We start from the raw sequence: 24,189 nt of genomic DNA, 5'->3' as shown, positions 1-24,189 counted from the left end.
GTCCGGCACCGACCGTAACCGGGTGACCATGTCGAGCAGTTCGTGGGCTTGATCGGCAGCGGTGGGCACGGCGTCGGTGGTGGCGGTGACCGCGGTCGCGGTGATGTTCACGCGGGCCGCCCGCGATAGATGCTCGATCAGTTCCTTCAGGGTGCCCTTGGTGATGTGATCGGCGGGGATGAGCAGGGTGCCGCCGTCGACCGAAAGCAGCGACAGCACGGTGTCGTCGCAGCGCGTAGCCAGTTCTGCCTGCACGCGCCGAAGTTTGCGGCGTGCAACGACTTTCGCGTCCAGTATCGGGTTGGACTCGTCCGGGTGGGGCGGGATGGCGAGGGCTATGACGCGGTAGCGGTCGGAGATGTCGATGCCACACTCGCGGGCCATGGTGGAGGTGGGGTGCCCACCGAGCAGCGCTGAGGTGAGCGTGTGCACCGCCGTGTGGTGCTCCGACACGACCGCGCGCAGTTCACGCACATAGGCCGCCGAGACCGCCGTGGTCATGGTGTCGAGCATTTCGACGACGAGTTTGGCGCCGTCGAGAATGCTTTGATAGTCGGCCAGGCTGGGAGTACACATCGGCTCGGTGTCGGCCGCGCCGGAGGCCCGCTGCCGGGCCGAGGTGGTGGACACCACCAGGTCGAAGCCGATCTTGAAGCCCTCGTGGATGGCGTGGTGAATGGTACCGATGGGCACGCCTTCGCGAGCCCACTGGGCCGCGGCGTCCTCGAGTTGTTCGGTCTTCTCCGGAATGTTGCTGCCGTCCAGCATGCTGACTGCCAGTTCTAAGCACACGCGGGTGATGATGGTGATGTCGCCGTGTATCGCGTCACCAGGCAAGGTGCCACAGGGGGCGACGGTTTCGACGAAATGGCCGACCATCTGCCGCGATAGGGCGCGGACATCTTTCAGCGGCAACGACATGGGCCGGCCGGATACCGTGAGCCCTTGTCGACGTGGGGTGGTGACAGGCATAGTCGGACTTCCTTCCACCCCCGTTAACTGCACTATTGCTCCAGAATAACCAGAGCGAGATTCAGAGGGACGGTCTACTCCGAGTAACGTGAATTTCAGGAGGAGTGATCAGTAAGCGGTAGTGATAGTTCACAATGACGGTTCGGCCAGAGCCTCGGCGTGATCTGCCGAGAGGCTGGCGAGCTGCGCAGCGTACCTATCGGCGGTGCGCTCGCTGGCGCGCGGTGTGGGTGGATCACCCGTAGGCGATCCGCTCCAGCAGATCCAGCGCTTCGTGCACCTTGTTCAGTTCGTCGGACGGCAAGCTCTCCGACAAAATCCGCGCGAGGGCATCGTTCAGTGCCCCCTGTTGCCCGCGCGCCCAAGCCAGGCCGTCGTCGGTGAGCATCAGGTTCACGCGGCGCCTGTCGATCGGGTCGCGTACGCCGACGATCAGCCCTCGATCTCGTAACCCGTCGATGACATTGCGCATCGTCTGCGGGCGCAACATCTCCAGGCGAGCCAGATCGACAGCGGCCATGGCTCCGCCTCGATGCAAGCGTCCCAGTACCGCCCATTGCGTCGCGGACAATTGACACTCATTCGGATCCCTCCGGACGCGGCGCAAAATCACGGTCAACGCAATGCGCAGGCGCGCCGCTGTCACGGCCAGTGCTGTGGGGTCCGCGGCATTCACGGCCATGCAACTCCTGACTCTCACCGGACCGGAAGCGAATTGTGGGTGGCGTTCTGCCTCTACACCTCCTGCCGGGTGCTTGGTCATGTCGAGGGCTGATGCGCCACCCGGGCAGCCCCCATCGCGCTCGATGACCGTGCCGGTGTGCGGGGCTGTTCACCTGATCCCGGCGCCGGCCGCGGCTCCTTCACCGCCCGATCAGCGAGGGATGGTGTCCAACGCGGGCGGTCTTCGGTATGCCTTGCCCGGCGTCGCTCAACCGACGGCCATGTTGCGCAGGCTGCGCGGCGGTGACGGCTTCGAACTGGGAAGCGCGCCGTGGTGCTCACCCTGACCGTGTCGGCACCGCCGCGTGCTACCCGAGCTAGCCGATAGGCAGGCAGAAGGTATTCTCGGCCGAGCCAAGGGGGATGGGAATACACAATTCCACCGAGCCCGCGACGGGGGCGGCCGCAGACGCATCCGCTGAGGCCGTGCCGGCACTAAGGGCGGTGGCCGATAGTGCGAATGCGGCCACGGCGAGCGGGCGGATAATTTTCGAGTTCATACCGTCATCCTCAGTCGTGTTCGTAGAGAATTCCCGGGTTCGGGACGGAACGATCAGATCACGAACTCGATGGTCCTTGCAATGTCGTTTTCCAGAATTTGGATTTCTAGATCAACTCCTCCCGAAGTCGTCGTAGATCATCACAGTTCCCAGTGACATCAACACTGACTGTGACCCGAATGTACACGATAGTTCTCGTCATTGCTTGTGGCATTTCGCCGCCCGGCGTCGAATATGCCGACGTCGACCACGAGGGCCTGTCGTGCTACACCCGCTCCCTGTGCAGTCGGGTGATACCTCCGCACAGCGGTGTGCCCGCCGTCGTAGGAAACTCATTTCTGATGCAGATTTTCCCGGTGGTGCGCTGTGAAGCTGAGGAATACGCTGCTACTCGGAATAGTGCCGGTCACAAATATTCGTTCTTCCCGTTTTTCACTGCGCTATTGCCAGTACGTTGATCTTGGAAACTCCCATGCCGGAGATGCTGCAGGCACTGATATCTCGGAACCGTCGTCCGCAGCTGCCTTCGCTGCCTGGGGAACATGTTCGACCGACCGGACCGGCCCGTAGGCCTGGTGAAGGAGAAATATGTCCACCGACACCGATGCGACCCCTTTATCGGCCGTTCCACCGGGGAGCCGCTGGTCTGATCGGCTTTCCACGATCTCCCGCCATGACCTGCCCGCCTCGATCGTGGTTTTCCTTGTCGCTCTGCCGTTGTCGCTCGGCATTGCCATCGCCTCCGACGCCCCTGTTGCCGCCGGCCTGATCGCGGCCGCTGTGGGTGGCATCGCGGTCGGCTTCCTCGGTGGGAGCCCGCTGCAGGTCAGCGGTCCGGCGGCCGGCCTCACCGTGGTCGTCGCCGAGACCATCCACCAGTTCGGCTGGAAGACGACATGTTTCATCACCGTTGCGGCCGGCCTGTTGCAGATCGTGTTCGGTTCGAGCCGGATCGCGCGTGCCGCGCTGGCGATTGCGCCGGTCGTCGTGCATGCCATGCTCGCCGGTATCGGAGTCACTATCGCGTTGCAGCAGGTGCACGTACTGCTGGGCGGGGCGTCGCGCAGCTCGGCCTTCGAGAACATCACCGAACTCCCCGGCCAACTGCTGAACGCGCGCGGTGACGACTTCGTCATCGGAGTGATCGTCGTGGGCATCATTGTCGCCTGGCGCCGGGTACCCGGGAAGGTTCGCCTGATCCCAGGCCCGTTGGTCGCGGTGCTGACGGGTACGGTGCTGTCGCTCGTGCTGCCTGGCAATCCGGACCGCATCGAGATCGACAGCTCGCTGTTCGACGCCATCGGCCTGCCCGCCCTGCCCAGCGGCAACTGGGGCGGGGCGGTGCCGGCGGTGCTCACCATCGCCTTGATCGCCAGCGTGGAGAGCCTGCTGTCGGCAGTGTCCGTGGACAAGATGCACACTGGCAGGCGTACCAACTTCGACCGCGAGCTGGTGGCTCAGGGCGCGGCCAACATGATCTCCGGCATGCTCGGTGGACTTCCGGTCACGGGCGTGATCGTGCGCAGCTCAACCAACGTCGCCGCCGGTGCACGCACCCAATTCTCGGCGATTCTGCACGGCGTGTGGATCCTGGTGTTCTCCATTGCGCTCGTCGGCGTCGCGCAGCAGGTCCCGAAGTCGGCGTTGGCCGGGTTGCTCGTCGTGGTGGGGGTCCAGCTGGTGAAGCTGGCCCATATCCAGCTTGCCCGTCGCACCGGCGACCTGGCGGTATACGCGGTGACCATGGTCAGCGTGGTGTTTCTGAACCTGCTCGAGGGCGTGCTCATCGGCCTGGCTATGGCGATCGCGATGCTGCTGTGGCGAGTGGTGAAGGTATCGGTGCAGGTCACACCGGTGGCAGGCACCGACCGCTGGATCGTCCGCGTCGAGGGCACGTGCACGTTCCTGGCACTGCCGAAGCTGTCCAAGAAGCTGGCCACTGTGCCGAGCGGTACCGACGTACTTGTCGAGCTGACCGTCGACTTCCTCGACCACGCCGGCTACGAGGCCATCCACGACTGGGCCCGGCAGCACGAAAGTATCGGCGGCGAAGTGGAAGTCGTCGAGATCGGTACCGCGCGCATGGAACACGTCATGACCGGCCCGCCCCGGCGCGGCCGGGCCCGCGGCATGCTCGACGAGGTGCTCGGCCCGTGGCGTGAGCGCAACGGCGACGCGGTCGCAGCCGGCGTGGTCGCCTACCATCGCAGTCACGCCCACGTGATGCGGCCACACCTGGACCAGCTGCATGACCGGCAAGATCCGCATTCGTTGTTCCTCACCTGTGCCGACTCGCGCATCGTGCCCAATGTGATCACCAACAGCGGTCCTGGTGACCTGTTCACCGTCCGCAACGTCGGCAACTTGCACCCCGCGGACGGCTCGGACGCCTCGGTCGAGGCGGCCCTGTCCTTCGCGGTGGACAACCTGAAGGTGCACAACGTGGTGGTATGCGGCCATTCCTCTTGCGGTGCCATGAAAGCCTTGCTGGCCGGCGCCTCCATCGGTCCGGGACTGGACACCTGGCTCGCCCATGCCCGCCCTAGCCTGGATGCCTACCGTGCCGGGCACCCGGTGCGGGCCGTTGCGGCTGCCGCGGGTTATGACGAAACCGCCCAGCTGAGCATGGTCAACGTCGCCGTTCAGCTCGAGATCCTGCGACGCCACCCGGTGATCCGTCAGGCCGCCGCTGCACGCGGCCTGACGGTATCGGGCCTGTTCTTCGACATCTCCACCGCCCGTATGCTCGAGGTCACCACTGATGGCGTCAGCGAATTCAACGACCAGGTTGCCGAACCGGTCATGGTGCCTGGTCGGTTGCTGTGACAACACCATCCAGGCCACACATCGACCGCCGGAATCCGGAGTACGCCATCGCAAGGATGAGCCCAACCGCAACGGCGGCGCTGCGACCAACACTTCCGGTCGGGTCTACTTCCGCCATCGCAACGCTTCCGCGGTTTCCTGGCGGTGCTCCTCGTACTCCTATCCGTGACCATCTCCCTACGGTCCCCGCCGTTGTGCCACACCGTGAGTGCGTGGCACTGCCCGGCGTTACATCGGCGAAGAAGGGTCGAGGAGCAGATCGACTTCTTCGCAGTACGGTGATGGCCTGGTCAACGGTGGGAAGGTGGTCCCGACAGTCGCCCGGCTCGCCACCGTGCCGTTGCCCGCCCGATATCAGTTGCTGGAGGCTCGCCGTAAAGCCACTCACGCGCCAGCCTATGCCAATTGTTGGTCGTCTCCAGTTGGCCGAGTGCGGCGAAGGTGAACAACTCCGCCCGCCTGGAGAACACGTGCTCGGCCGGAAGCAGTTGATGCCGCATGCCGCGGAATTCGTCCGCCCTCGGGTCGACGGCGAGCACCACTGCCGCGGTGGCGAGTTCGGGGGTGATCGTGATCTCCTCGTCGAGCAACTGCCAACCCGAGGCGGCCCACACGTACTCCAGGCATTCCTGTGGTGTGACGCTCGCGTCCGGATCGATGATGCCGCGGCCGATCCACGCCTTGTACAGATCCTCGGCCCGGTGTTCCCCGGCGGCGAGCAGGGACGCACGCTCGAATTCGGCGTCCGCGGGGTTCATCCGGTGATAGAGCCCGAAATCCACGAAGGCGAGGCGACCGCCCCCGTCCAGAAGGATGTTGCCGGGATGCGGGTCACCGCAGAACTCGTAGTCGGAGAACAGCGAACCTATGTAGAAGCGGTAGATCAGCTCACCGATCCGATCTCGATCGGCCTCGGGCATCGCCTGAATCTCTTGGAAGGGCTTCCCTTCGACGAATTCTGTCACGAGAACGTGTTGCGTGCAGTGTTCTCCGACGCTGGCGGGGACGGTGATGAAGGGATGCCCGTGGAAGCGCGAGGCGACTCCACGCTGAGTCCGCGCTTCGCGCAGGTAGTCGAGTTCACCGCCGATGTTGCGCGCGATCTCGTCCAGCACGGCGGTGTCGGCGGCGCTCGGCAGCACGGATCTCCAGAGCTTGGCGAACAACTGCAAATTGCGCATGTCCGCGTGAACGGCCTCGTCCACACCGGGGTATTTCACCTTCACCGCGACCATGCGCCCGTCATGCAATCTCGCCCGATACACCTGGCCGATCGAGGCTGCGGCCACCGGCGTCTCCTCGAACTCGGCGAACACTCGGGACATCGATCCGAGATCACCCTCGATGACCTTCCGCATAGCGCTGAACGGAACCTCTGGTGCGCGATCTCGAAGTTCGGCGAGCTTCGCCCGAAACAGCTCACGGTGGGATTCCGGCACGAGGTCGACATCGAGAACCGACAGCATCTGGCCCAGCTTCATCGCCGCACCCTTCATGCCGCCGAGCACCGTGACCATTTGCTGTGCGGCTTGCAGAGTGGACCGCTCGGCGAGTATCTGCCGGGCTTCCTCGGGCCGGCCGATCATCGACAACCGTGTCCCGACTCCGCGCACCGCCCGCCCCGCGACCAGTCGGCCCAGCCGAGTGCCCCGCGCCAGTCGACCTCTGGGCAGCTGACCGGTCATCATCAGCACCTCCGTGGGCCAGCCTATGACCAAGATCGCGTACCGCTGGTGTCGGCAACGTCGGCCGTCGATTCAACGGTCTAACAAATTACAACAAGCGGCAGTGTATTCGACAGCTGAAGTTAAAGTGAGCAAAACTCATTTTCAATCCTAGACAGGGAAGTGTGATGCCGCACAAGGCCGCCCGACAGCGCCGTCGCCCGACCCAGCAGCGCGCGAAGGAGACGAGGGAGCGGATACTCGACACCGCGGCGCGGTTGTTCGGTGAGTGTGGAATCGCGGAAACCTCGACGAACCGGATCGCAGCGGAGGCCGGCTTGAGCATCGGCGCAGTCTATCGGTACTTCCCTGATCGGACCGCGATCGTCGATGAGCTGCTCGAGCGCCTACTCGAAAACGCGGAGCGGCGTTTCACCCACTGGGTCTACGACTTGTCGCAGCGCCCGATAACCCTGCGGCACCCCTCGGTTCCGAAGGTATCCACCGAGATGCTGGAGTTGTTCGCCGAAGAGTTGGTCGCCAACGCGCATCTGGTGCGCGCGCTGGGCGGCGAAGTCCAATCCCATGGCAGCCGCGTTCTCGAGTTCGAGCTGCGTCTGCGTCCGCTGGTCAAGGTGCTGGTGATCCAGCTCCTCGGTCCGGGAGACGATCACAAGTACGACCTGATGGCATATGTGCTGATCAATATCGGCTTCGCGGCGCTGCTGCGCACAACGGCGAGGGAGGTCGACGACGACCAACGGCGCGAGGCCATCGCGATGACCGTTCAGATGATCGGCGCTTGGCTCGAGAATGAAGTACGGGCAGCTCAACTGACATCGCTGCCCTGACCGGCAACAGGATCGCGCAACTGCGAGCCGCCGTTCGCTGTGCGACCGACTTGTGAGTGCTACCGCGAAATGTGAGCAAACCTCGCACGCAACCACCGGGAGATTTCTTCGAACGCCGTGGCGAGCGGTCTTCCGCTGCATGTCAACGCCGTGATTCACCGACATCGAGAGGTTCGGCAAAGAAGAGTGGAAGGCGAGTTCGGGATCCTCATATCGTTGGACCAACCGATCATGGGCCGCAGGTCGAATGCATTCGCCGTGCGAGTTCGGCCGCGCGCGGCGTCCGACCGCACCATCGGCCGGTAGAGCCGTAGCAACTGGGCGGAAGGGAGTCGACGATGACAGCCAACGGGGCACTCCGGAATGGATTGACCGTCTCGGGTGAACCGATGCCATTACCCACACAGGGCGCGCGGGAGGTGTCTCGGCAGCTGGCCGGGCGCTCTATCGACGACGTGATGACCCCCGCCGTGCTGCCCGGTGACGACGTCGCCCGGTTCTGTCTCGAGCTGTCCGTCAGCATGCTGGACGGGCACGATATTTCGGCGAAGACCGGCTGGCTGGCCGATGCGGCGGCCGATTGGGCGCGGGATGGCGTGCCGATCGACACGATCCTGCATTCCCTTCATGAAGGATCGAAGCTCGGTTTGGATTTCATCTTCTCGAAAGGGACGGTGAAGGCCTACGCCGATCTGGTGGACGGCATGAACCTGGTTGTGGAGATGCTCGACATCATGAGCGCCACTGTCGCCTGCGCTTATGTCCGTGAGCACAAGGCGGCGGTCAGTGAGCACCACACCGCCGTCCACACGCTGGCTTCCAGGCTGCTGGGGGGATACACCGCCGCAACAACGGCCCGCGAAGACGGAATAGGCATCGCCGAGGAGTATTCCGTTCTGGCAGTCGATGTTCCGAAACACCCGGACGAGCAGCACCCGATGCTCGACGGCAAAGTCGTCGCCCGCCGCAAACTGCGCCGCCTGCAGGCCGAACTCGCTACCCGTTGCGGCGAGAACGCACTCGCGCTGCTCAGTGTGGACGGCGGGACGATCCTGATCCCGACTGCGACGATGAGCGACGAGAGCCTCGACGAACTGCTCGCCCAGCTGTCGGCGGCCGCGCGTGTACCGGTGACAGCGGTCGTTGTCACAGCGTCGGCCAATGGAGTCCCCGGCGCGGCCGATCGCGCTCACGAGTTGCTCGACATGGTGCGGCAACTGCAATGTGTCCCCGCTCTGTACCGTTTCGCCGATATGGCGCTGGAATACCAGCTGACCAGGCCGGGGCCGGGTCGTGAAACTCTCGGGTCTCTCCTGGATTCCCTCGACGATCGCCCCGAGCTGTTCCAAACCTTGCGGAGTTATATCAGCAACAACCTCAATCGCCAACGCACCGCCCGCTCGCTGCAGATCCATGCCAACACCGTCGACTATCGGCTCAGGCGCATCAGCCAGCTGACCGGACTCGATCCCACCACCACGTCGGGCGTGTGGCAGCTACGTTCGGCGCTCATCGCCCGCGCGTTCAGCAAGCGCGGCCAACCCGATAGCCATGTCGACGCAGTGTGAACGGCCATACGAATTACGATCGGTGTGACGAAGTTCCGTGATTGCGCGAACATCGCGTTCGCAGTCTGAGCCGGTCAGCTCAGCTTCGGCCGGATGCCGCCATCGAATGCGGAGCCCCAACCGGCGATCCATTCTCAGACGGACATACGCGCGGAATTCATCTGCCTGCCTCGTGTTGTGGGCAGGCTTGCGCGCGGTGTCAGTCGCTGAATGTAACCGCCACGCGCATCAGAGCGGCCAGTTACCCGCTCCGGTGCCTATTGGTGGTTATCCGAAGCTCGATGATGCCACGATTTCGGCTTCGGCTCCGGCCGCGATCAGGCGGGCAGTCATCGCGATGATTTCCTGCCGCTCGCCGGTGTCGGCGTCGACCAACGCGGCGCGGACCGCCGCCGCGAAACCGACGTTGACCAGCACGAATGCTATCACGTCGTGGCCGTTTTCATTGCCGGGGCCGAGCACCCGGATCAGCAGAACTTTCAGCAGGGCGCGCAGGCGTGGTTCGAATCCCGGGAGACCGCTGTTATAGTACGCCAGTCCTGCCGCCAGCGCCCGCACCAGTGGGGCGTTGACCACCAATTCGTCGGTGATGGCCTCGAGAATGGTGACGGCCAGTTCCAGAACGCTTCTGTCGGCGGAATCGGACACGCTGCGAATGAGGTGCTGTTCGATACTTTCCAGCAGCTTTTCCAGCAATTCTTCCACGATGTCCGTACGGTCGGAGAAGTGGCGGTACACGGTATTGACACTCACCCCGGCCTCGGCCGCGATCCGGTTGGTCGAGGTGTTGGCAATGCCGTGTTCTCCGAAAAGGCGTGCGGCGGTATCGAGGATGTGCTCCCTGGTAACCTTCGCGCGTTCCTGCGTGGGACGGCTAGTCGCCTTCCTCGGCGGGGTCAGGTACTCGCTCCTGTCTGCCGGCCGGGGAAGGCCAGGTGTTGCGCGATCAACGGCGCGCCGATGGTCCGGCATTCGACCTGCGTCAGGCCGAGCTTGTGTGCGTTCGGATTCAATCCACGCCGCGACAGCACGCGCGGTGATGGTGAGTGCCTGCCTACGTTGCTGGCTGTCATTCTCGAGCACCGATGCGCGGAGCGCTGCCGCGATCCCGGTGTTAACCAACACGATGCTCATGATGTCGTATTTGTGGTCGTCGCCCGGGCCGAGCAGCTGGATAACCAGCACCTTGGCGAAAAGACGTAGACGGAGTTCGAGCTCGGGGATGCCGGTGTCATAGAACGAGACGCCGACCGAGAGCGCACGTATCAACTGGGCGCTAGCCATCAACTCGTCGGTGATGACCTCCAAGATGGACGCCATCAGTTCTGCGGTGGTTTGCTCGGCGAGGCCGAAGACACGCTGAGTGAAGCGTTGTTCGGCATTTTCGAGTAGCCGCTCGATCAGCTTGTCCACCATGACGGTGCGGTCGGTGAAGTGACGGTAGACGGTGCCGACGCTCACTCCGGCCTCGGTGGCGATCCGGTTGGTCGAGGTGTTCGCGATCCCGTGCTCTCCGAAAAGGCGTGCGGCACTGTCGAGGATGTGCTCGCGGGTTGCCTTCGCGCGTTCCTGGGTCGGACGACGGGTCCCACTGTTCGGCGGCATAAGTCACTCCTGCCTGCTGTCGCCGGGAAGGTCACCGTCGTCAACCCTACGGTCTGTGCCAGCGGCAGCACCAAACAGCGGAAGTGCTGCGGGGCGAACGCCTGGCGAGCGGAACACCAGGTGGTGACCTGCGGTGCCCGGCTCGGTCCGGCGGTGCCCGGCGAGCGCGCCCTCGCCGTCGGGGTGAGGGACGTGCGCGGAGATCACCCGGGGCAATTCGGTGAGATCGCGTACGCGACGAATTTGCGCACTTGCGCGGCGGTGGTGCAGGGCCAGCCGCGTGGCAGATCGTGCGGGCGGTGTGGTGGCTCCGGTCGGCCGATCCGTCGATCACGAACAGGATCGCGCGGCCGGTCATCGCTCCGCTCCCCGTGCCTACTGCAGGCGGGGCGCCATTCTGGCGGCGCTGTCGATCTCATCGAATACACGGTCCACACCGGGCGGCAGGGACGATTCCCAGTGTTTGCCGCCGTTGATTCGCTGGTGATCGTGCTGGTGAGCTCGAGCAAGGGCGCCGAAACCGCGCGCCCGACCGACCCGGCCGTCGAATCCATCCCGCCCTGACCGCAGATCCAACCGGGAACCGCGGGGCGGCGCGCCGGGTGCTGTCACGGCGCGCAGCCACGCATAACGAAGGCGACGGTGTCCTTCAGACCCTGCTCGATGCCGTCGGTGGGGATGGCGCCGGATATCGCGAGGGCGACGAAGCCGTGCATGGCGGCGATAACGGGCAAGACGATCTCGTCGGCTGGTCCGTCGCGGACCTCGTGGCGGTGTTGCCCGTCCTCGATCAGCCGAGTGGCCAACGCCGGTAGCCGCTGTGAGGTGGCAGCCAGTTCCGGGGACGCGGCGGGGTCGTAGTTCGCCGAGTACATCAGATCCAGCAGAGCGGCATTGTCGGCGGCGAAGCCCATGTAGGCGCGCGTGAGCGCGGTCAGCTGGTCGGCGAACGACTCACCTGCCTGCTGCTGTGCCGCGGTCAGCGTGTTGCCCAGGCGGTGGAAACCTTCCTGCGCCAACGCGTTCAGCAGAGCGCGCTTGCTGGCGAAGTGGCGGCTGGGCGCGCCGGGGCTCACATCCAGATCCCTGGCCAGTCCTCGCAATGACAGCTCGGCAAGCCCCTTGTCGCGCAGGGTCCGCTCGGCGCGGGCCAACAAGGCGGCACGCAGATCGCCGTGGTGGTACGGGCGGCGGGTTGTCATACTTGCCACCCTATCTCGATGTGATCAGTAACTACATTGTAGGCATTGACCACAATGTATTCAATGAATACATTGGAGTCGTGATCGCACCCGCCCGTAGACCGTCTCCTGAGAACTCACCGGCGCCCGGCATCACCAGGCAACTGCACCGGCAACGGCCCGTGCGGCACCTGCCACCGCTGACCAGTTTTTTGAGGAGCTGACCATGCCAACCGTCGCTATCGTCGGAGCAGGCCGCGGGATGGGCCTGGCCATCGCCCGCGCCTTCGGCGCCCAGGGCTTCGACATCGCCCTGCTCGCCCGTAACCGCGGCAAGCTCGACGACCTCGTCGCCCGGCTCGCCGCCGACGGCTACACCGCCGCCGCGTTCTGCGCCGATGTCCTCGACCGCGCCGCACTCACCGCCGCGCTCACCGATGCCGCCCACCGCTTCGGCGGCATCGACGTGCTCGAGTACTCCCCGGCCGGTCAACCCGCGGCGACCACCATGACGAGCCCGTCACGCACCACTGCCGCCGATGTGCAGCGGGAGATGGAGTTCCAGCTCTACGGAGCCATCGCCGCCACCGACGCGGTGCTGCCGGCCATGCGCGAGGCCGGCGCGGGCACTCTGCTCTACACCACCGGCGCCGGCTCTATCGACCCGAGCCCGATGCTCGCCAACATCAACGCTGCCGGCGCCGCCTTGCGCAACTGGGTACTCAACCTGCACAAAGAGCTCGCCGGCACCGGCGTCCACGCCGCACACATCGGCATCGGCGTGTGGATCGGCGACAGCGCGCCCGAAGGTTTTCCTCGCGCCTCCGCCGACCAGATCGCACCCGTGTACTGGGAGCAGCACATCGCCCGCGACAGCGCCGAACGCGTATTCACAGGCTGACCCCAACCGCTACTGAAAGGTTTCCCACCCATGAACGTCATGCTGTGGATCGTGCAAGGCTTGCTGGCGGCGTTGTTCCTGCTGGCGGGCATCACCAAGCTCACACGTCCGCGTGACGAACTCACCCGACAGCTGCCGTGGGTCGACGACTTCTCCACCCCGGTCGTGCGCGGGATCGGCGCGGCCGAGTTCGCGGGAGCCGCAGGACTCGTCCTGCCCGCTGTCACCGGCATCGCCACCGTGCTCACCCCGCTGGCTGCCACCGGCCTGGCAATCATCATGGTCGGAGCCATCGTCGTCCACCTCCGCCGCGGCGAACCACCGGCCATCGCGTTCAACACGGTCCTGCTCATCGGCGCAGTCCTCGTCGCTTGGGGACGTTTCGGGCCCTACGCCTTCTGACCGTCGGCACCGCGCTAGATGGCTGACACCCTCGCCCATGTCCTGGGTCAGCAGCTCCGCTACGGATCGAGACGCTCGCGTAGCGGGTGAGCGTGCACACAGACCAGCTCGAAGCCATCTGACCGGGCGGGACGCCCTGCCTGCGGCCCCAGCACAAATATCGTTCCGACATTGGAGAAACCGTGAATCTCGATCTTGCCGACAAGACAGCCGTTGTCACCGGCGCCAGCCGGGGTATCGGACTGGCCGTCGTCCGCACCCTGATCGGTGAAGGCGCCCGGGTCGTGGGCGCCGCTCGCACCATCACTACCGAGCTGAAAGACACTGACGCGTATACCGTCTCGGCCGACCTGAGCACTCCCGGCGGCGTGTCCGCCCTGGCCGATGCCGCGCTGGCCGAGCTGGGTGGTATCGACCTGCTGGTCAACAACCTGGGAGGCGGGGAGGGAAGTTTCGGTTTCCTCGATGCCGATGACGCCGAATGGGCACGCATGTTCGACCTCAACGTGTTGAGCGCTGTCCGTACCACACGAGCGGCCCTGCCCAGCCTGATCGAGCGCAGGGGAGCGATCGTCAACATCTCCTCCACCGCCGCCCGCACGCCCGGCAATGTCCCGGCCACCTACAGCGCGGCCAAGGCGGCCGTTACCGCCCTCGGAAAGTCCCTGGCCGAGGAATTCGGACCCCGTGGCGTTCGCGTGAACACCATTTCCCCCGGCCTGGTCCGGACCTCCATCTACGAAAACCCCGACGGCCCGGTCGCCAAGGCCGCCGCCGCGGCCGGCCAGAGCATGCCGGAGTTCATCGAGCAGCTCACCAACGGCTCGCAGATCACGACCGGCCGGATGACCGAGCCCGGGGAAGTGGCCGCCCTGGTCGCATTCCTCCTATCCGATGTCGCCGCCAACATCACCGGCGTCGACTACGTCATCGACGGCGGTGCAATCAAAACGGTCTGACCCGTGTCGCATCGTCACACCACGGTGTCGAGCGGCACCGCACCGCCCTGCAACGCCTTCGCAGTCCGATCCGTCGGTTCAGCGACCACCCGTCGGGGATCGCCTGATAACTAGTGCCGTGTCAGGCAACGTTCGGTAGGTAATCGGGCTGTCGGATCTTGGAGCAGACGGCGAAGCCGCGGAAGGTCCGGCGTGCTGGTTACGCTCGAGGAATCGAATGTATCGACCGAGACCTCCTGCGAGTTCCCGCTGCTGTCTGACCGCGCCCGCCACCGCCGGTCGACGTCTGTGCCGCCTCCCGATTCGATGACTGTGGTCAGCTATTGTCGGCAGTCCCGCAGGACCTGCGGGTGCCGTACTTGCCTACCCGGTCGGATGACTGGCGCATTCCCGCGTTATCCGCGCCTGCGGGCTGGTGGGGCAGTCGGGTCGCAGTGGATGATAAGTTGACCGCAGTCATGTCAACTGTGGAAATGGTGGTCTTTCATGCCCGCGCGCGCGACGACGTCGATCCGTGATCTCAAGCGCCAGCAGACGCGGGAACGGCTGCTGGCCGCGGCGATCGTCGAGTTCCGGCGCGCCGGGCTGGCCGCCGCGGAGATCAGTACCATCGTCGCGGCCGCCGGTGTCGCCCACGGTACGTTCTTCTTTCACTTTCCCACCAAGGAACATGTGCTGATCGAGCTCGAGAAGCGCGAAGAGGCGCGGATGGCCGCCGAGCTGCGCAAGGTCTTCGCGAAGCCGCACGATCTGCGGACCGTGCTGCTCGAGACGGTCCGAGTCGTGGAGAAGCTGGAAGTGCGCTTGGGGGAACGCCTGTTCAAGGATTTCCTCGCGCTGCACTTCTCGACCAGCCGCGGCCCGTCTGAGGAATGGGCCGAGCACCCGATGATCGTCGCGGTCGTAGAGGAGATCGAGCAGGCGCGCCAGGCGGGGGAGACCAACGGCCTGACCGACTCCCTGCATCACGGCGTGTTCTTCCTGCTCGGACTCTACGCGCTGCTGATCACCGTCCCCGGCGATCCTGCGGTCCGCGGCCCGGTGCTCGACCAGTTCGTCGCTACGACCCTGCACTCCATGACCGCCGCCTGAGCGGATTTCGTCCCACCCTTTCAGTCCGCTGCCGCAGATGCGTCGGTGGCCCTCGATCCCGGCCCGTCGGCGCATCCTGGCTATCCGCGCCGGGTTCCACCCGATCGGCGGATGCGCCCCGACGTGATGTGCATGGCGGAGTCGGTCCGCGACGCTCGCCGTGCTCGCCCGTATCTCCAGATTCTGACTCAGATCAGCGATATACACAACCTGTGAGTGATTGTTCATGATACTGCCTGCAAAAGAGCGGGTTTGCGCGTTGCTTGGAGTGAACTTATTGACTTGAATCAGTGAAGTCGGGTAGAAAGCTCTCTCATGAACACGGTGCACTCTCCTCGACCGGACTTCGCAGCGAGGTCGAGGGGCAAGGGGTCGCTCGTCCTCGCCGTCGAGGCGGGATCCGGGCACGTCCGCCCGGCCGCGTACCGAGAAGAGAGGTTCGATCATGTGGCAGGACATCGTTCGTTTGCTCGTGTCGTGGGCGGCGATGGGGGCCGTGATCGGCTTCTGGTACTGGGTGATGCGCAATATCGGGACCTTCTGATCCCGGCGCGGCGTCGAGGAACGGTCGCGCGGTGAGCGCGACCGGCGACCTCGACTCGGCGGCCGAACTCGAGCACAGCTGCGCTGTGGTCGCCGTGGCCGTCTCCGACGACCGACGCGACGGAGTCCGGATCGTCACCGGCGACAATCGCAGTTTCGGCCTCGACGCGACCCGCCGATTCGTGCACGTCCCGTTTCCCTCGCTGCGCGCGGACTGGACGCTGCGATCGATGACCTGCGGTGTGGCGCTGCAATGTTCGCCGTCCAAGGAACGGATCGCGGAATCGGGCCCGCGCGAACTGTCACCACGTGAACGTCGAAGCTTGTCGATGGTCGAGGGTGGCGTGGCGGCCGGCTGGATCGGTGAGCGACTGCCTGGACTGCTGCCCGAGATTCACCGCGCCATCCCCGAGTTGAGCATTCTCGATTCGGGTCTCGAGGGGTGGGAGATGCTGGAACGGGCTCGGCAGTGGGCGCGTGATCACCCGCAGGTGGCAGCGCATCCGCTGCTCGGAGTGCTACCGCTCGGCGCGGCGCGCGGAAACGCGGTGACCGCGGCGGTGCGGCGCATGTACGGGCGCATGCCGTGGACCTCGCCGCGCACCGACGCCTACCGGGCGATGTCGGTCCCGGTGGGCGGCGAAGGCGGGGTGCGCAATCCCAATGAGCCTCCGCCGAGTCGGCCGGAGAACGAGGACATCGCCATTGATCCCGATCACCGGGTGGGGATTCCCTATCCGGAATGGAACATGTGGACCCAGAGCTACTTGCGCGACCACGTCGCGGTACTCGAACGCGCGCTGGCGCCCCCGCGCCACGTGGCGGCCGCGGTGTCGCCCGAGATCCGCCGCTGGTTCGAGCACCGCACCCATCGGGGCATGCGCGGCGGCCTGGAAGACGGATCCGACCTCGACATCGACCGCTACACGAGTTATCACGTGGACACGCTGACCGGTCCCGCGTCCGCGGCGCGGGTCTTTCGCGATCTGGCGCCGCACTCGCGTGACGTGGTGACCGCGGTGCTGCTCGATGGCAGCTCCTCACTCAGCGCGCACGGTGGCCGGGTGTTCCGACTCGAGTTGGCGTGCGCGGACGCGCTGTCGCGCGCCATGTCGGCGACCCGACAGGCACACGCGATCTTCGTCTTCACCGGCAACACCCGCCACCGGGTGGAAGTGCTGTGTCTCAAGAACTTCCACGAACGCGGCTACATCGACCCCAGCGCCGCTGGACTCGGGACCGGGGGATACACGCGCCTGGGCGCGCCGCTGCGGCATCTGACCGCGCGGCTGCTGGGCCAGCGCGCCGAGCGTCGCCAACTCCTGGTCCTGGGCGACGGATTGATCTCCGACGAGGGCTACGAGGGCCGCTACGCGTGGGCGGACGTGGCGCAGGCGGTGCAGGAGGCCACCGAGGCCGGGGTCAGCGTCTTCTACCTCGGCGTCGGCCCGGTCCGGGTCGATCCGTTGCCCACCGTGTTCGGGGAACCCCGCTCACGCCGTCTGCGCCGGATCGAGGATCTGCCTCGCGCACTGGCCGAAGTCCACCGCGAGCTGGTCTCTTGACCACAGGATCGAGAGTGTGAGATGAGCACCGACTACTACGTCGCCTCCGGCCACGACATCACAGTGTTCGAAAGGGCGTTCCAGCAACAGGTCCCGGTCATGCTGACCGGGCCCACCGGGTGCGGAAAGACCCGTCTGGTGGAGCACATGGGACGGCTGCTCGGTCGCCCCGTCGTCACGATCAGCTGCCACGACGACCTGACCAGCTCGGATCTGGTGGGCCGGTTCCTGGTCTCGGGCGGTGACGTGATCTGGAACGACGGCCCCCTGACCAGGGCGGTGCGCACCGGCGCGATCTGCTATCTCGACGAAGTGGTGGAAGCGCGCCACGACTCGCTGGCGATCCTGCACTCGCTCACCGACCACCGCCGCACCCTCTACCTCGACCGCGCCGACGAAACCATCGCCGCGCCCGATACTTTCATGCTCGTCTGCTCCTACAACCCCGCCTACCGCAGCTCGCTCAAAGACCTCAAGCCATCGTTCCGGCAGCGATTCGCCACCCTGGCGATCGACTACCTCGACGCCGACCGCGAGGCCCAAGTGGTGAGCACCGAAGCCGGGATCGAGTACCCGGTGGCGCAACGTCTGGTCGCGTGCGCGGCATTGATCCGTCGAGCCGAGCAGGTTCACCATTTCGACCCGCCCTCGACGCGAGTCCTGGTCTCGGCGGGGCGTCTCATCGCCGCGGGCGTGCCCGAGATCGAGGCGGCCCACGTTTGCGTATTGGCCCCGTTGAGCAGCGACGGCGCCATCGACGACGGATTGCGCGAGATCGCAGCCGCCACGTTGTCCCCGACGGGATCGACACCCGCGCGGGATCGATAAGGAGGGTTCACCGACTCATGAACGAACAGGATCGCAGGCGCCGCCGTGCGCTGATCGCCGTCCAGGTCTTCGCCTACGGATTCCTGCTGGCGATGTTCCTCATCCAATTGCACATGTACTCGGTCCGGGACTGGTAGGAGTCGCGATGAAAATCCCCACCTTCGCCCGGCCGCGCACGAACGACACCGCACCGCTGGATCGGGGCGACAGCTACGACCGCCACCACGAAGACAGCAAGCAGGCACAGCGCGAAGCGGACCGGTGGCTGACCGCGGGCACCCTGCTGATGGGAACCCTGGTCCTGGGCATCGTCGGATTGCCCATCTTCCTGCGCGGGGTGTGGCTGCAACGCAGAGCTCAGCAAGCCGGTCTGTCGGTGCGGCCGATCATCGTCACCCTGATCGGCTACCTGGTCATCCTCGACGCCGCCCTCAACAGTCTGGGCTGGGCCCTGGACCTGCTCGCCAACCACACCCTCATCGCCCGGGTGATCCTCACCGCCTGGGGCAACTTCTTCGACGCCGGCTACTTCTGGCACTACAACGAACTGTGGATCGGCGGCGCGGGCGCGCCCGGGGAGAAGAGCTGGGAGGTCGCGCTCATGCTCACCGTGTTCCCCATGCGCATCGCCGCGGCCATCGCCTTCCTCCAGATGAAGCGCTGGGGCCACCAATGGATGATCGTCACCTGCTGGTTCGGCCTGGTGATCTGGGTCGGCTACACGTTCAACATGACCATGTACGCCGACGTCCGCTACGACGGCGTCGTGCTGCCGGTGATCGGCTGGTGGCTCTACGACATCTTCTACATCACCCCGTTCCTCGCGATCCCCTACCTGCACACGGTCAACCGCGAGATCTTCTCCGACTGACCCGCCACACGCCCTTCCAGAACGCCGAGGTCCACCCATGACGAAACCCGCACCCGCGCAGACGAAGTCGGACAGCGCCGAGCTGCCGCCGGGCACCACCGCCGAGAACGCACGCATGCACCGATGGCTGCGGCGCGCGATCTTCGTCTGCCTGTTCGCCCTGGTCATCGAGGGCGCGTTCACCGTGCCCGCCCTGGCGCTGTGGTACGGCTGGCCGACGCTGTCGTTCACCGAGATATGCAGCGAACTGATGAAGGTCCGCTACTCCGACGACACCGTCGAGTGCGAACACCCCTACCCACTGAGCGGCCCGCCCTTCGGCGGAGCGCCTGAAGCCGCCGGCCAGACCACCGCCCGGGATGAATGGGGCGTTCAACCCAAGCCGGGCTGGGACCGCATCGGTTTCCGCGAACTCGTCCGCATCCACGAAGAACGCATCGCGCGTCAGGAAGCCGCCGGGAACGCACCGCCGCCACGCTGAGGAAGAGCGCCGAGGCGGATCGGCATCGGCGGTGTCGCCTCGCGGTCGGCGCGTGGCGTCACCGCTGACGGTGAGGCTTCAATAGAGGTAGAGGCAGAACAGGCTGAGCCATAAGGCCGCGGTCCAGGCGTCGGTCGAGATCCGCAGCCACCGCGGCGCGTGGCGGACTTCCATGAAGTAGCGGATGATCAACCGGCTCTTGACGGCTCCGATCACGACGATTCCGGCGACCAGCCCGCGGTCGAGTCGCACGGAAACCTCGGAGTGGCCGGGGGTGAGCAGCCAGGCGAGGAGCGTGACGGCGGTCAGCCCGAGCCACGCGTAGACGATCAGACGTTTGTCGTGACGGTGATCTGTTGCAGCGGTGGACGTATCGGTCATCGTGTCAGGTCCTATTTCATGAGGTAGAGCAGCGCGAAGATGACTACCCACAGCAGGTCGATCATGTGCCAGAACAGCGCGCCCTGCTCCACCAGACCGACGCGCGGTTTCCGGGTGACGCGCAGTTCGCGCACCACGATGCCCAGGATCAGCATTCCGAGCAGCAGGTGGGCCAGGTGGATGCCGGTCAGGACGTAGTAGAAGCTGAAGAATTCGTCGGAGAGGGTGAATCCGGTGCTGATCCCGTGGCGCCATTCGTAGATCTTGATCAGCGTGAACATCAGCCCGCAGACGCACGCGGCGAGCACGAGTCGTTCGGCCCGCCGCGTCGCCGTTTCGCGCACGGCGATCACGGCCAGCGCGACGAACATCGAACTGGTCAGCAGGATGACGGTGTTGGTGACGCCGATGCCGACCTGGAGATGGCGCTGCGATGCGGAGAAGTCATGCGGGGAGACGGCGCGGAAGATCATGTAGACGACGAAGTAGCAACCGAAGACGAACAGGTCGCCCAGGATCATCACCCACATGTGGATGTCGCCGGGCAGTCGTCGCGGTGTCGGCCGGTCGAGGGAATCCGGTCGGTCGGAAACGGTCATCGCGCGGCCTCCGCCGAGTACAGCGGCGGAGTCCGCGCTGCCTCGGCCTTGGCCGCTGTGCGCATGAGCGGGAGCAGGCAGGCCACCCACAGGCCGAAGACGACGACCGCGACGTAGAAGGTGATCGCCCCGTTCCAGGCGAACGCGCCGGAGTGGAAGTTCCACATCTGGGTCGCCAGGACCTCGGTGACGATCTGCCAGATCGAGATGTAGGCGAACCACTTCGGGAAGACGCGGTTGCGGTCGTAGAGGATGGCGACCGCGAGCACGAAGTAGGCGGCGGTGAAGCAGCCCAGCGAGCCGTTGTAGGACAGCGCGCCGAGGTCGTAGAGCAGACGCAGGATCGCGGGGTCGCGGTCGGGCCGGAATGTCGCGGTCAGCCAGCAGATCAGCAGCAGGGTGAAGCCCGGGATGGCGCCGACGCCCATCGCCGCGATATAGGCGTAGCCCAGCAGCGAACCCGAGGACATGCGTTTCATGAAGTAGCCGATGATGCCGTTGGAGATCGCCGCGCCGCCGGCGAGGACCAGTAGCACGGCGAATCCGAGTTGGATGCCGAGGTGATGTTGAGCGAACCATCCGGCGACCTGCGCGTCGGTAGCATCCGGGCGTGGCGGAGGGGTGGCGCGTCCGAAGAACACCACGCCCACCGACAGCGCCAGGTAGAACAGGGCGAACAGCCAGTAGGTGATCCAGACATCCTTGTTCGGCCGCCCCGTCTGCGGAGCCGGACCGTCGCTGGCGGTGGCGGTGCTCACGAGGACACGGCCTCCTGCCGGGCTTCGCGGTGCAGCGCCGCCCGCAGCAGGAAGAACATCACCACGAAGAACACCGCCAGGGCGATGTTGCGCAACCAGAACGAGACGAATCCGTCCCAGGCCAGCGGACCGTCTCGGAACACCGCGGCCCCCGCCGACGGCGCGACCACCACGGCTGTCGCGATGCTGAAATGGCCGACCCAGCGCGGGAATACCGGGACTTCACCATCGTCGGCGTAGACGGCCATCGCCAACAGGACGAACTGCGCGACCAGCATGCCGATCGGAGCGATGAACAGCAGCCAGGCCAGATCGTTGAGCACCTGGATCAGCGCGGCGTCGCGGTCGGTGCGGAACGCGGCCACGCCGAAGACGACGTTGGACAGGGCGAAAAGCGTGACGCCCGCGACGATCGAGGTGAGATAGGAGAAGGCGTAGATCCGGCTCTGCCCCTGCATCCGCAGCATCCTGCCCATGATCAGCACGAAGAACGGCACGATCAGCACCCCGCACAGGTTGAACCCGACCATCGCGAACCGGATCAACGGCGTGTTCTCGCGGTAGAACTCGGCGACTTCGGCGGCCGTCAGATTCGGCGACATGGGTGGGAAGAACCCGGGAAACGCCACGAACAGTACGAGCAGGACCAGCGCGACCACGGACGAGGACCACAGAATGGCCCACTGTGCCTTCAGTTCCGAGTCGACGGCCGAGCCGTCCTTCTGACTGAGATCTTGCATACCTTTCCTTCATTCGAGCAGACGCGAGCAGCGTCGTGGGCCGGAGGGACCGCCTCGGACCAGGACGCGAGGAAGTCGCGGGCGGATGTGAACACCTGCAGGAATCCGGAGGAATTGTCATCGGTGGCGAATATGGGCAGAGGCACCGGATCGGGCGGGCGGAGGCGGTGACCGCGGTCGCTCGAGATCCATGATCGGAGCATCGCAGCTTTTTTGACTTCAGTCAATCAGTGGTGATCCGGCCGCGCCCTCGCGATGCCTGTGGGAGATTGTCGGAATCGGCGAGGGAGCGTACGGATCGGCATCGGCGACGCGCAGGTGGGCGCGATGGCGTCGGTTCTGCGAGAAGGTCTATCCAAAGTAACTGGACCGGGTTTCGCGTCGTGATTGCCGCTGAGGCAGGGAACTGTCCGGCTCAGCTGCAGAGGGGGCACGGGCGCGAATCCGAGTTTGCGGTCTGCCGATGTCGCGGTGGGGTCCTGCGTTCGGGGTGCTTCGTCGCGAGCATTTGACTGACTGAGATCAGTTGTTCCGAATGCGGCTCGCCTCCGATCCCGGCCAGGCGACACTGATCCCTGGGTGAGGTTGGAGAGATACGCGCAGAGTGGCTCAGTTTGCAACGCTCGTCTTGGCGATGAACGCCGCTCGAGCGGACAAAGCTGCAGCTCAGGCGGAATTGCGAAGCCTGCCCGCACGCTTCGCGCTCGTCGGATGCGCAGGCGCCGCCACGACCGAACAACGCGCCTTCCTCATCCGCTACAGCACCGGCTTCATGCAGGTCGCCCTACACGAACGCGCCTGTGACTGCCTGCTGCTGCCCGAAGCGACGCCGAGTGTCCGTGACGTCAACGCTGCCGGTTACGGCCAATGCGTGACTGTTGACGCCTGTCTGGGTATCACCACCGGCATCTCGGGTGCGGACCGGGCACGCACCGCGCGGGTTCTCGCCGACCCCGACTCGACAGCGGACGACCTCACGCGGCCCGGGCACCTTGTGTCGGTGCGGGTCGATCCCTTCGCCTTCCGAGGCCGCCTCACTGCCGCCGCGGCGGCCCTCGCGCTCACCGACGCGGCGTGCCCCGAGTACTCCGGTGCCCTGTTCGCCGACATCGAAGGTATCGGCGATCCGACCCAGCTCGCCGACGCCGAGTCGATCGCCACCCGCCACGGGCTGACATCGGTGTCCTCGACGAGCCCCTGACCATCACCTTGTCGGCTCCGGTCGGCTGGCCCGATCGCGAACATCACGCACGGTTGCGGATGTTGGCCGAGTCCCGTTCTGCGGGTGCCTGGTTGGGTTCGGGACTCGGTCGAGGGGAGGCACCGGTACTCCGAGAGGGGAGAGCACTGGGGGCGTAGCGGACAGATGATGGGGGCGTAGCGGCCCGATGCGAGCGCGGAGGTCGCTGCCTCACGATCATGCTCCTTACGGTGAATTCGGCCGACGGACCGCCGTCATCGCAGTGACGGTGCGGTGGCCGCGCAGCCGAATGGTTCGCACACCTCGACGAACCCGTATCGGGTCGTCACGTAGATGGAGAACACGAGATGCACATCATGCGTCGTATCCAGCGGTCCCTGGTCGTCGGTACCGCCGCGGTCGCGGCGATCGCCGCGGTGTCCGGTACCGCCTCGGCGAATACCGCCGAGCGCGACATCGAATGGACGGTCCGCAACGAGGGCAGGTCGGTCGTGGCCGAGGTCGACTCCGGTCGGTTCCGAGTGGCGGGCAACGCGCTCGAGCTGGTCGATGATGCCGGCGCCCTGGTCCTCCAGGTTCCGCTGGCCCTGCCGGTCAACGACACCGTCGTGGCACTGGCGGTGGACTACGACGATCACTCCGCGCGCCTGACACCGGTCACCCGGGTCGCACCTTCCGATGTCCCGGTGGCCCCGGTCGTCACTCCGGTCGTCGCCGCCGACGAGATCGGCCTGATGGCCGTTCCCGCCGCCATCGCCATGGGATCGACCATCGGTTCGGCCATCGGCGGGGTACTCGGGTTGATCGTCGGCTGCGCGGTGGGCGCGGCGGGCACGCTCGCCGGCTGCGCCGCCGCGGGGGCCGCCGCCGCCGGTACCGGCGCGACGATCGGTGGCGTCATCGGTGCGGGCATCGGCGCGATCGTCGGCGCTCTGGCACCAGCGCCGTAAGTATCGCCCGACCAGGCGGCGCGGCTTC

22 protein-coding genes are annotated in these 24,189 nt (G+C 65.7%); 13 read left to right on the top strand and 9 right to left on the bottom strand.

The window, feature by feature from the left end; genetic code table 11:
• Both HOV91_RS20230 and HOV91_RS20225 read right to left on the bottom strand, forming a co-directional pair.
• The coding region (locus HOV91_RS20230; protein ID WP_246350458.1) for an RsbRD N-terminal domain-containing protein at positions 1-921 on the bottom strand (921 nt) is incomplete at its 3' end.
• A 286-nt stretch (positions 922-1,207) separates the two neighbouring features.
• Positions 1,208-1,654, bottom strand: a complete 447-nt coding sequence (locus HOV91_RS20225) for a MarR family winged helix-turn-helix transcriptional regulator (protein WP_174186963.1) — start codon at positions 1,652-1,654, stop codon at positions 1,208-1,210.
• Between the two features lie 1,129 nt (positions 1,655-2,783).
• On the opposite strand from HOV91_RS20225, the gene HOV91_RS20220 reads away from it, so the two are divergent.
• On the top strand, positions 2,784-5,021 hold the full coding sequence (locus tag HOV91_RS20220; RefSeq protein ID WP_174186962.1) for a SulP family inorganic anion transporter: 2,238 nt from the start codon (positions 2,784-2,786) through the stop codon (positions 5,019-5,021).
• Between the two features lie 290 nt (positions 5,022-5,311).
• Here HOV91_RS20220 and HOV91_RS20215 read toward each other — a convergent pair whose 3' ends face one another.
• Positions 5,312-6,706, bottom strand: coding sequence for an ABC1 kinase family protein (locus HOV91_RS20215; RefSeq protein WP_174186973.1), 1,395 nt, complete (start codon positions 6,704-6,706; stop codon positions 5,312-5,314).
• A gap of 167 nt (positions 6,707-6,873) precedes the next feature.
• On the opposite strand from HOV91_RS20215, the gene HOV91_RS20210 reads away from it, so the two are divergent.
• Together HOV91_RS20210 and HOV91_RS20205 are read left to right on the top strand one after the other, a co-directional pair.
• Complete coding sequence (locus HOV91_RS20210) at positions 6,874-7,536, top strand: TetR/AcrR family transcriptional regulator (protein WP_174186961.1); 663 nt, start codon at positions 6,874-6,876, stop codon at positions 7,534-7,536.
• Positions 7,537-7,874: 338 nt separating this feature from the next.
• Complete coding sequence (locus HOV91_RS20205) at positions 7,875-9,104, top strand: PucR family transcriptional regulator (RefSeq protein WP_174186959.1); 1,230 nt, start codon at positions 7,875-7,877, stop codon at positions 9,102-9,104.
• A 267-nt stretch (positions 9,105-9,371) separates the two neighbouring features.
• Here HOV91_RS20205 and HOV91_RS39970 read toward each other — a convergent pair whose 3' ends face one another.
• On the bottom strand, positions 9,372-10,709 hold the full coding sequence (locus HOV91_RS39970; protein ID WP_246350456.1) for a TetR/AcrR family transcriptional regulator: 1,338 nt from the start codon (positions 10,707-10,709) through the stop codon (positions 9,372-9,374).
• A gap of 608 nt (positions 10,710-11,317) precedes the next feature.
• Complete coding sequence (locus tag HOV91_RS20190; RefSeq protein WP_174186958.1) at positions 11,318-11,911, bottom strand: TetR/AcrR family transcriptional regulator; 594 nt, start codon at positions 11,909-11,911, stop codon at positions 11,318-11,320.
• Between the two features lie 205 nt (positions 11,912-12,116).
• On the opposite strand from HOV91_RS20190, the gene HOV91_RS20185 reads away from it, so the two are divergent.
• The 8 genes from HOV91_RS20185 (at position 12,117) to HOV91_RS20150 (ending at position 19,532) form a co-directional block, all read left to right on the top strand.
• On the top strand, positions 12,117-12,791 hold the full coding sequence (locus HOV91_RS20185) for an SDR family NAD(P)-dependent oxidoreductase (RefSeq protein WP_174186957.1): 675 nt from the start codon (positions 12,117-12,119) through the stop codon (positions 12,789-12,791).
• Positions 12,792-12,821: 30 nt separating this feature from the next.
• Positions 12,822-13,193 carry a DoxX family protein gene (locus HOV91_RS20180; protein WP_174186956.1) on the top strand — a complete coding sequence of 124 codons (372 nt, stop codon included), beginning with the start codon at positions 12,822-12,824 and terminating at the stop codon, positions 13,191-13,193.
• Between the two features lie 182 nt (positions 13,194-13,375).
• Positions 13,376-14,152: an oxidoreductase gene (locus HOV91_RS20175; RefSeq protein WP_174186955.1), complete on the top strand. Its 777-nt coding sequence runs from the start codon at positions 13,376-13,378 to the stop codon at positions 14,150-14,152.
• A 486-nt stretch (positions 14,153-14,638) separates the two neighbouring features.
• Positions 14,639-15,244: a TetR/AcrR family transcriptional regulator gene (locus tag HOV91_RS20170; protein ID WP_174186954.1), complete on the top strand. Its 606-nt coding sequence runs from the start codon at positions 14,639-14,641 to the stop codon at positions 15,242-15,244.
• Positions 15,245-15,819: 575 nt separating this feature from the next.
• Positions 15,820-17,352 carry a nitric oxide reductase activation protein NorD gene (locus HOV91_RS20165; protein ID WP_174186953.1) on the top strand — a complete coding sequence of 511 codons (1,533 nt, stop codon included), beginning with the start codon at positions 15,820-15,822 and terminating at the stop codon, positions 17,350-17,352.
• 21 nt (positions 17,353-17,373) lie between these two features.
• Positions 17,374-18,180 (top strand): CbbQ/NirQ/NorQ/GpvN family protein, encoded by an 807-nt coding sequence (locus HOV91_RS20160; protein WP_174186952.1) that lies wholly within the window; start codon positions 17,374-17,376, stop codon positions 18,178-18,180.
• 145 nt (positions 18,181-18,325) lie between these two features.
• Positions 18,326-19,051 carry a hypothetical protein gene (locus HOV91_RS20155; RefSeq protein WP_246350454.1) on the top strand — a complete coding sequence of 242 codons (726 nt, stop codon included), beginning with the start codon at positions 18,326-18,328 and terminating at the stop codon, positions 19,049-19,051.
• Between the two features lie 37 nt (positions 19,052-19,088).
• On the top strand, positions 19,089-19,532 hold the full coding sequence (locus tag HOV91_RS20150) for a hypothetical protein (protein ID WP_174186951.1): 444 nt from the start codon (positions 19,089-19,091) through the stop codon (positions 19,530-19,532).
• Positions 19,533-19,610: 78 nt separating this feature from the next.
• Here the strand turns inward: HOV91_RS20150 and HOV91_RS20145 are convergent, their stop codons facing one another.
• From HOV91_RS20145 to HOV91_RS20130, 4 genes are read right to left on the bottom strand one after another with little or no spacing between them, the layout of a single operon-like run.
• Positions 19,611-19,913 (bottom strand): cytochrome C oxidase subunit IV family protein, encoded by a 303-nt coding sequence (locus HOV91_RS20145; RefSeq protein WP_174186949.1) that lies wholly within the window; start codon positions 19,911-19,913, stop codon positions 19,611-19,613.
• A gap of 11 nt (positions 19,914-19,924) precedes the next feature.
• Positions 19,925-20,512 (bottom strand): cytochrome c oxidase subunit 3, encoded by a 588-nt coding sequence (locus HOV91_RS20140; protein ID WP_174186948.1) that lies wholly within the window; start codon positions 20,510-20,512, stop codon positions 19,925-19,927.
• The gene (locus HOV91_RS20135) at positions 20,509-21,270 is read right to left on the bottom strand and encodes a hypothetical protein (RefSeq protein WP_174186947.1); all 762 of its coding nucleotides are present in this window, start codon (positions 21,268-21,270) and stop codon (positions 20,509-20,511) included. The genes HOV91_RS20140 and HOV91_RS20135 overlap by 4 nt, the downstream gene beginning before the upstream one ends.
• Entirely contained in the window at positions 21,267-22,010 is a 744-nt protein-coding gene (locus tag HOV91_RS20130; RefSeq protein ID WP_174186946.1) for a hypothetical protein, read from the bottom strand. The genes HOV91_RS20135 and HOV91_RS20130 overlap by 4 nt, the downstream gene beginning before the upstream one ends.
• 634 nt (positions 22,011-22,644) lie before the next feature.
• On the opposite strand from HOV91_RS20130, the gene HOV91_RS20125 reads away from it, so the two are divergent.
• Positions 22,645-23,211 carry a 3,4-dihydroxy-2-butanone-4-phosphate synthase gene (locus HOV91_RS20125; RefSeq protein ID WP_174186945.1) on the top strand — a complete coding sequence of 189 codons (567 nt, stop codon included), beginning with the start codon at positions 22,645-22,647 and terminating at the stop codon, positions 23,209-23,211.
• 347 nt (positions 23,212-23,558) lie between these two features.
• Positions 23,559-24,161, top strand: coding sequence for a DUF8020 domain-containing protein (locus HOV91_RS20120; RefSeq protein WP_174186944.1), 603 nt, complete (start codon positions 23,559-23,561; stop codon positions 24,159-24,161).
• The last annotated feature ends 28 nt before the right edge of the window (positions 24,162-24,189 follow it).

The sequence above is a fragment of the Nocardia barduliensis genome (assembly GCF_013315795.1).
In the GTDB taxonomy this organism is placed as follows: Bacteria; Actinomycetota; Actinomycetes; order Mycobacteriales; family Mycobacteriaceae; genus Nocardia; species Nocardia barduliensis.
This window is presented reverse-complemented; position numbering and strand designations above follow the sequence as displayed.

Coding starts and splice junctions, on each gene's coding strand:
- HOV91_RS20190 (WP_174186958.1), bottom strand. CDS start 11,911: ATGACAACCCGCCGCCCGTACCACCACGGCGATCTGCGTGCCGCCTTG.
- HOV91_RS20145 (WP_174186949.1), bottom strand. CDS start 19,913: ATGACCGATACGTCCACCGCTGCAACAGATCACCGTCACGACAAACGT.
- HOV91_RS20160 (WP_174186952.1), top strand. CDS start 17,374: ATGAGCACCGACTACTACGTCGCCTCCGGCCACGACATCACAGTGTTC.
- HOV91_RS20225 (WP_174186963.1), bottom strand. CDS start 1,654: ATGGCCGTGAATGCCGCGGACCCCACAGCACTGGCCGTGACAGCGGCG.
- HOV91_RS20125 (WP_174186945.1), top strand. CDS start 22,645: ATGAACGCCGCTCGAGCGGACAAAGCTGCAGCTCAGGCGGAATTGCGA.
- HOV91_RS20170 (WP_174186954.1), top strand. CDS start 14,639: ATGCCCGCGCGCGCGACGACGTCGATCCGTGATCTCAAGCGCCAGCAG.
- HOV91_RS20205 (WP_174186959.1), top strand. CDS start 7,875: ATGACAGCCAACGGGGCACTCCGGAATGGATTGACCGTCTCGGGTGAA.
- HOV91_RS20185 (WP_174186957.1), top strand. CDS start 12,117: ATGCCAACCGTCGCTATCGTCGGAGCAGGCCGCGGGATGGGCCTGGCC.
- HOV91_RS20210 (WP_174186961.1), top strand. CDS start 6,874: ATGCCGCACAAGGCCGCCCGACAGCGCCGTCGCCCGACCCAGCAGCGC.
- HOV91_RS20140 (WP_174186948.1), bottom strand. CDS start 20,512: ATGACCGTTTCCGACCGACCGGATTCCCTCGACCGGCCGACACCGCGA.
- HOV91_RS20150 (WP_174186951.1), top strand. CDS start 19,089: ATGACGAAACCCGCACCCGCGCAGACGAAGTCGGACAGCGCCGAGCTG.
- HOV91_RS20220 (WP_174186962.1), top strand. CDS start 2,784: ATGTCCACCGACACCGATGCGACCCCTTTATCGGCCGTTCCACCGGGG.
- HOV91_RS20120 (WP_174186944.1), top strand. CDS start 23,559: ATGCACATCATGCGTCGTATCCAGCGGTCCCTGGTCGTCGGTACCGCC.
- HOV91_RS20130 (WP_174186946.1), bottom strand. CDS start 22,010: ATGCAAGATCTCAGTCAGAAGGACGGCTCGGCCGTCGACTCGGAACTG.
- HOV91_RS39970 (WP_246350456.1), bottom strand. CDS start 10,709: ATGCCGCCGAACAGTGGGACCCGTCGTCCGACCCAGGAACGCGCGAAG.
- HOV91_RS20180 (WP_174186956.1), top strand. CDS start 12,822: ATGAACGTCATGCTGTGGATCGTGCAAGGCTTGCTGGCGGCGTTGTTC.
- HOV91_RS20215 (WP_174186973.1), bottom strand. CDS start 6,706: ATGACCGGTCAGCTGCCCAGAGGTCGACTGGCGCGGGGCACTCGGCTG.
- HOV91_RS20155 (WP_246350454.1), top strand. CDS start 18,326: ATGAAAATCCCCACCTTCGCCCGGCCGCGCACGAACGACACCGCACCG.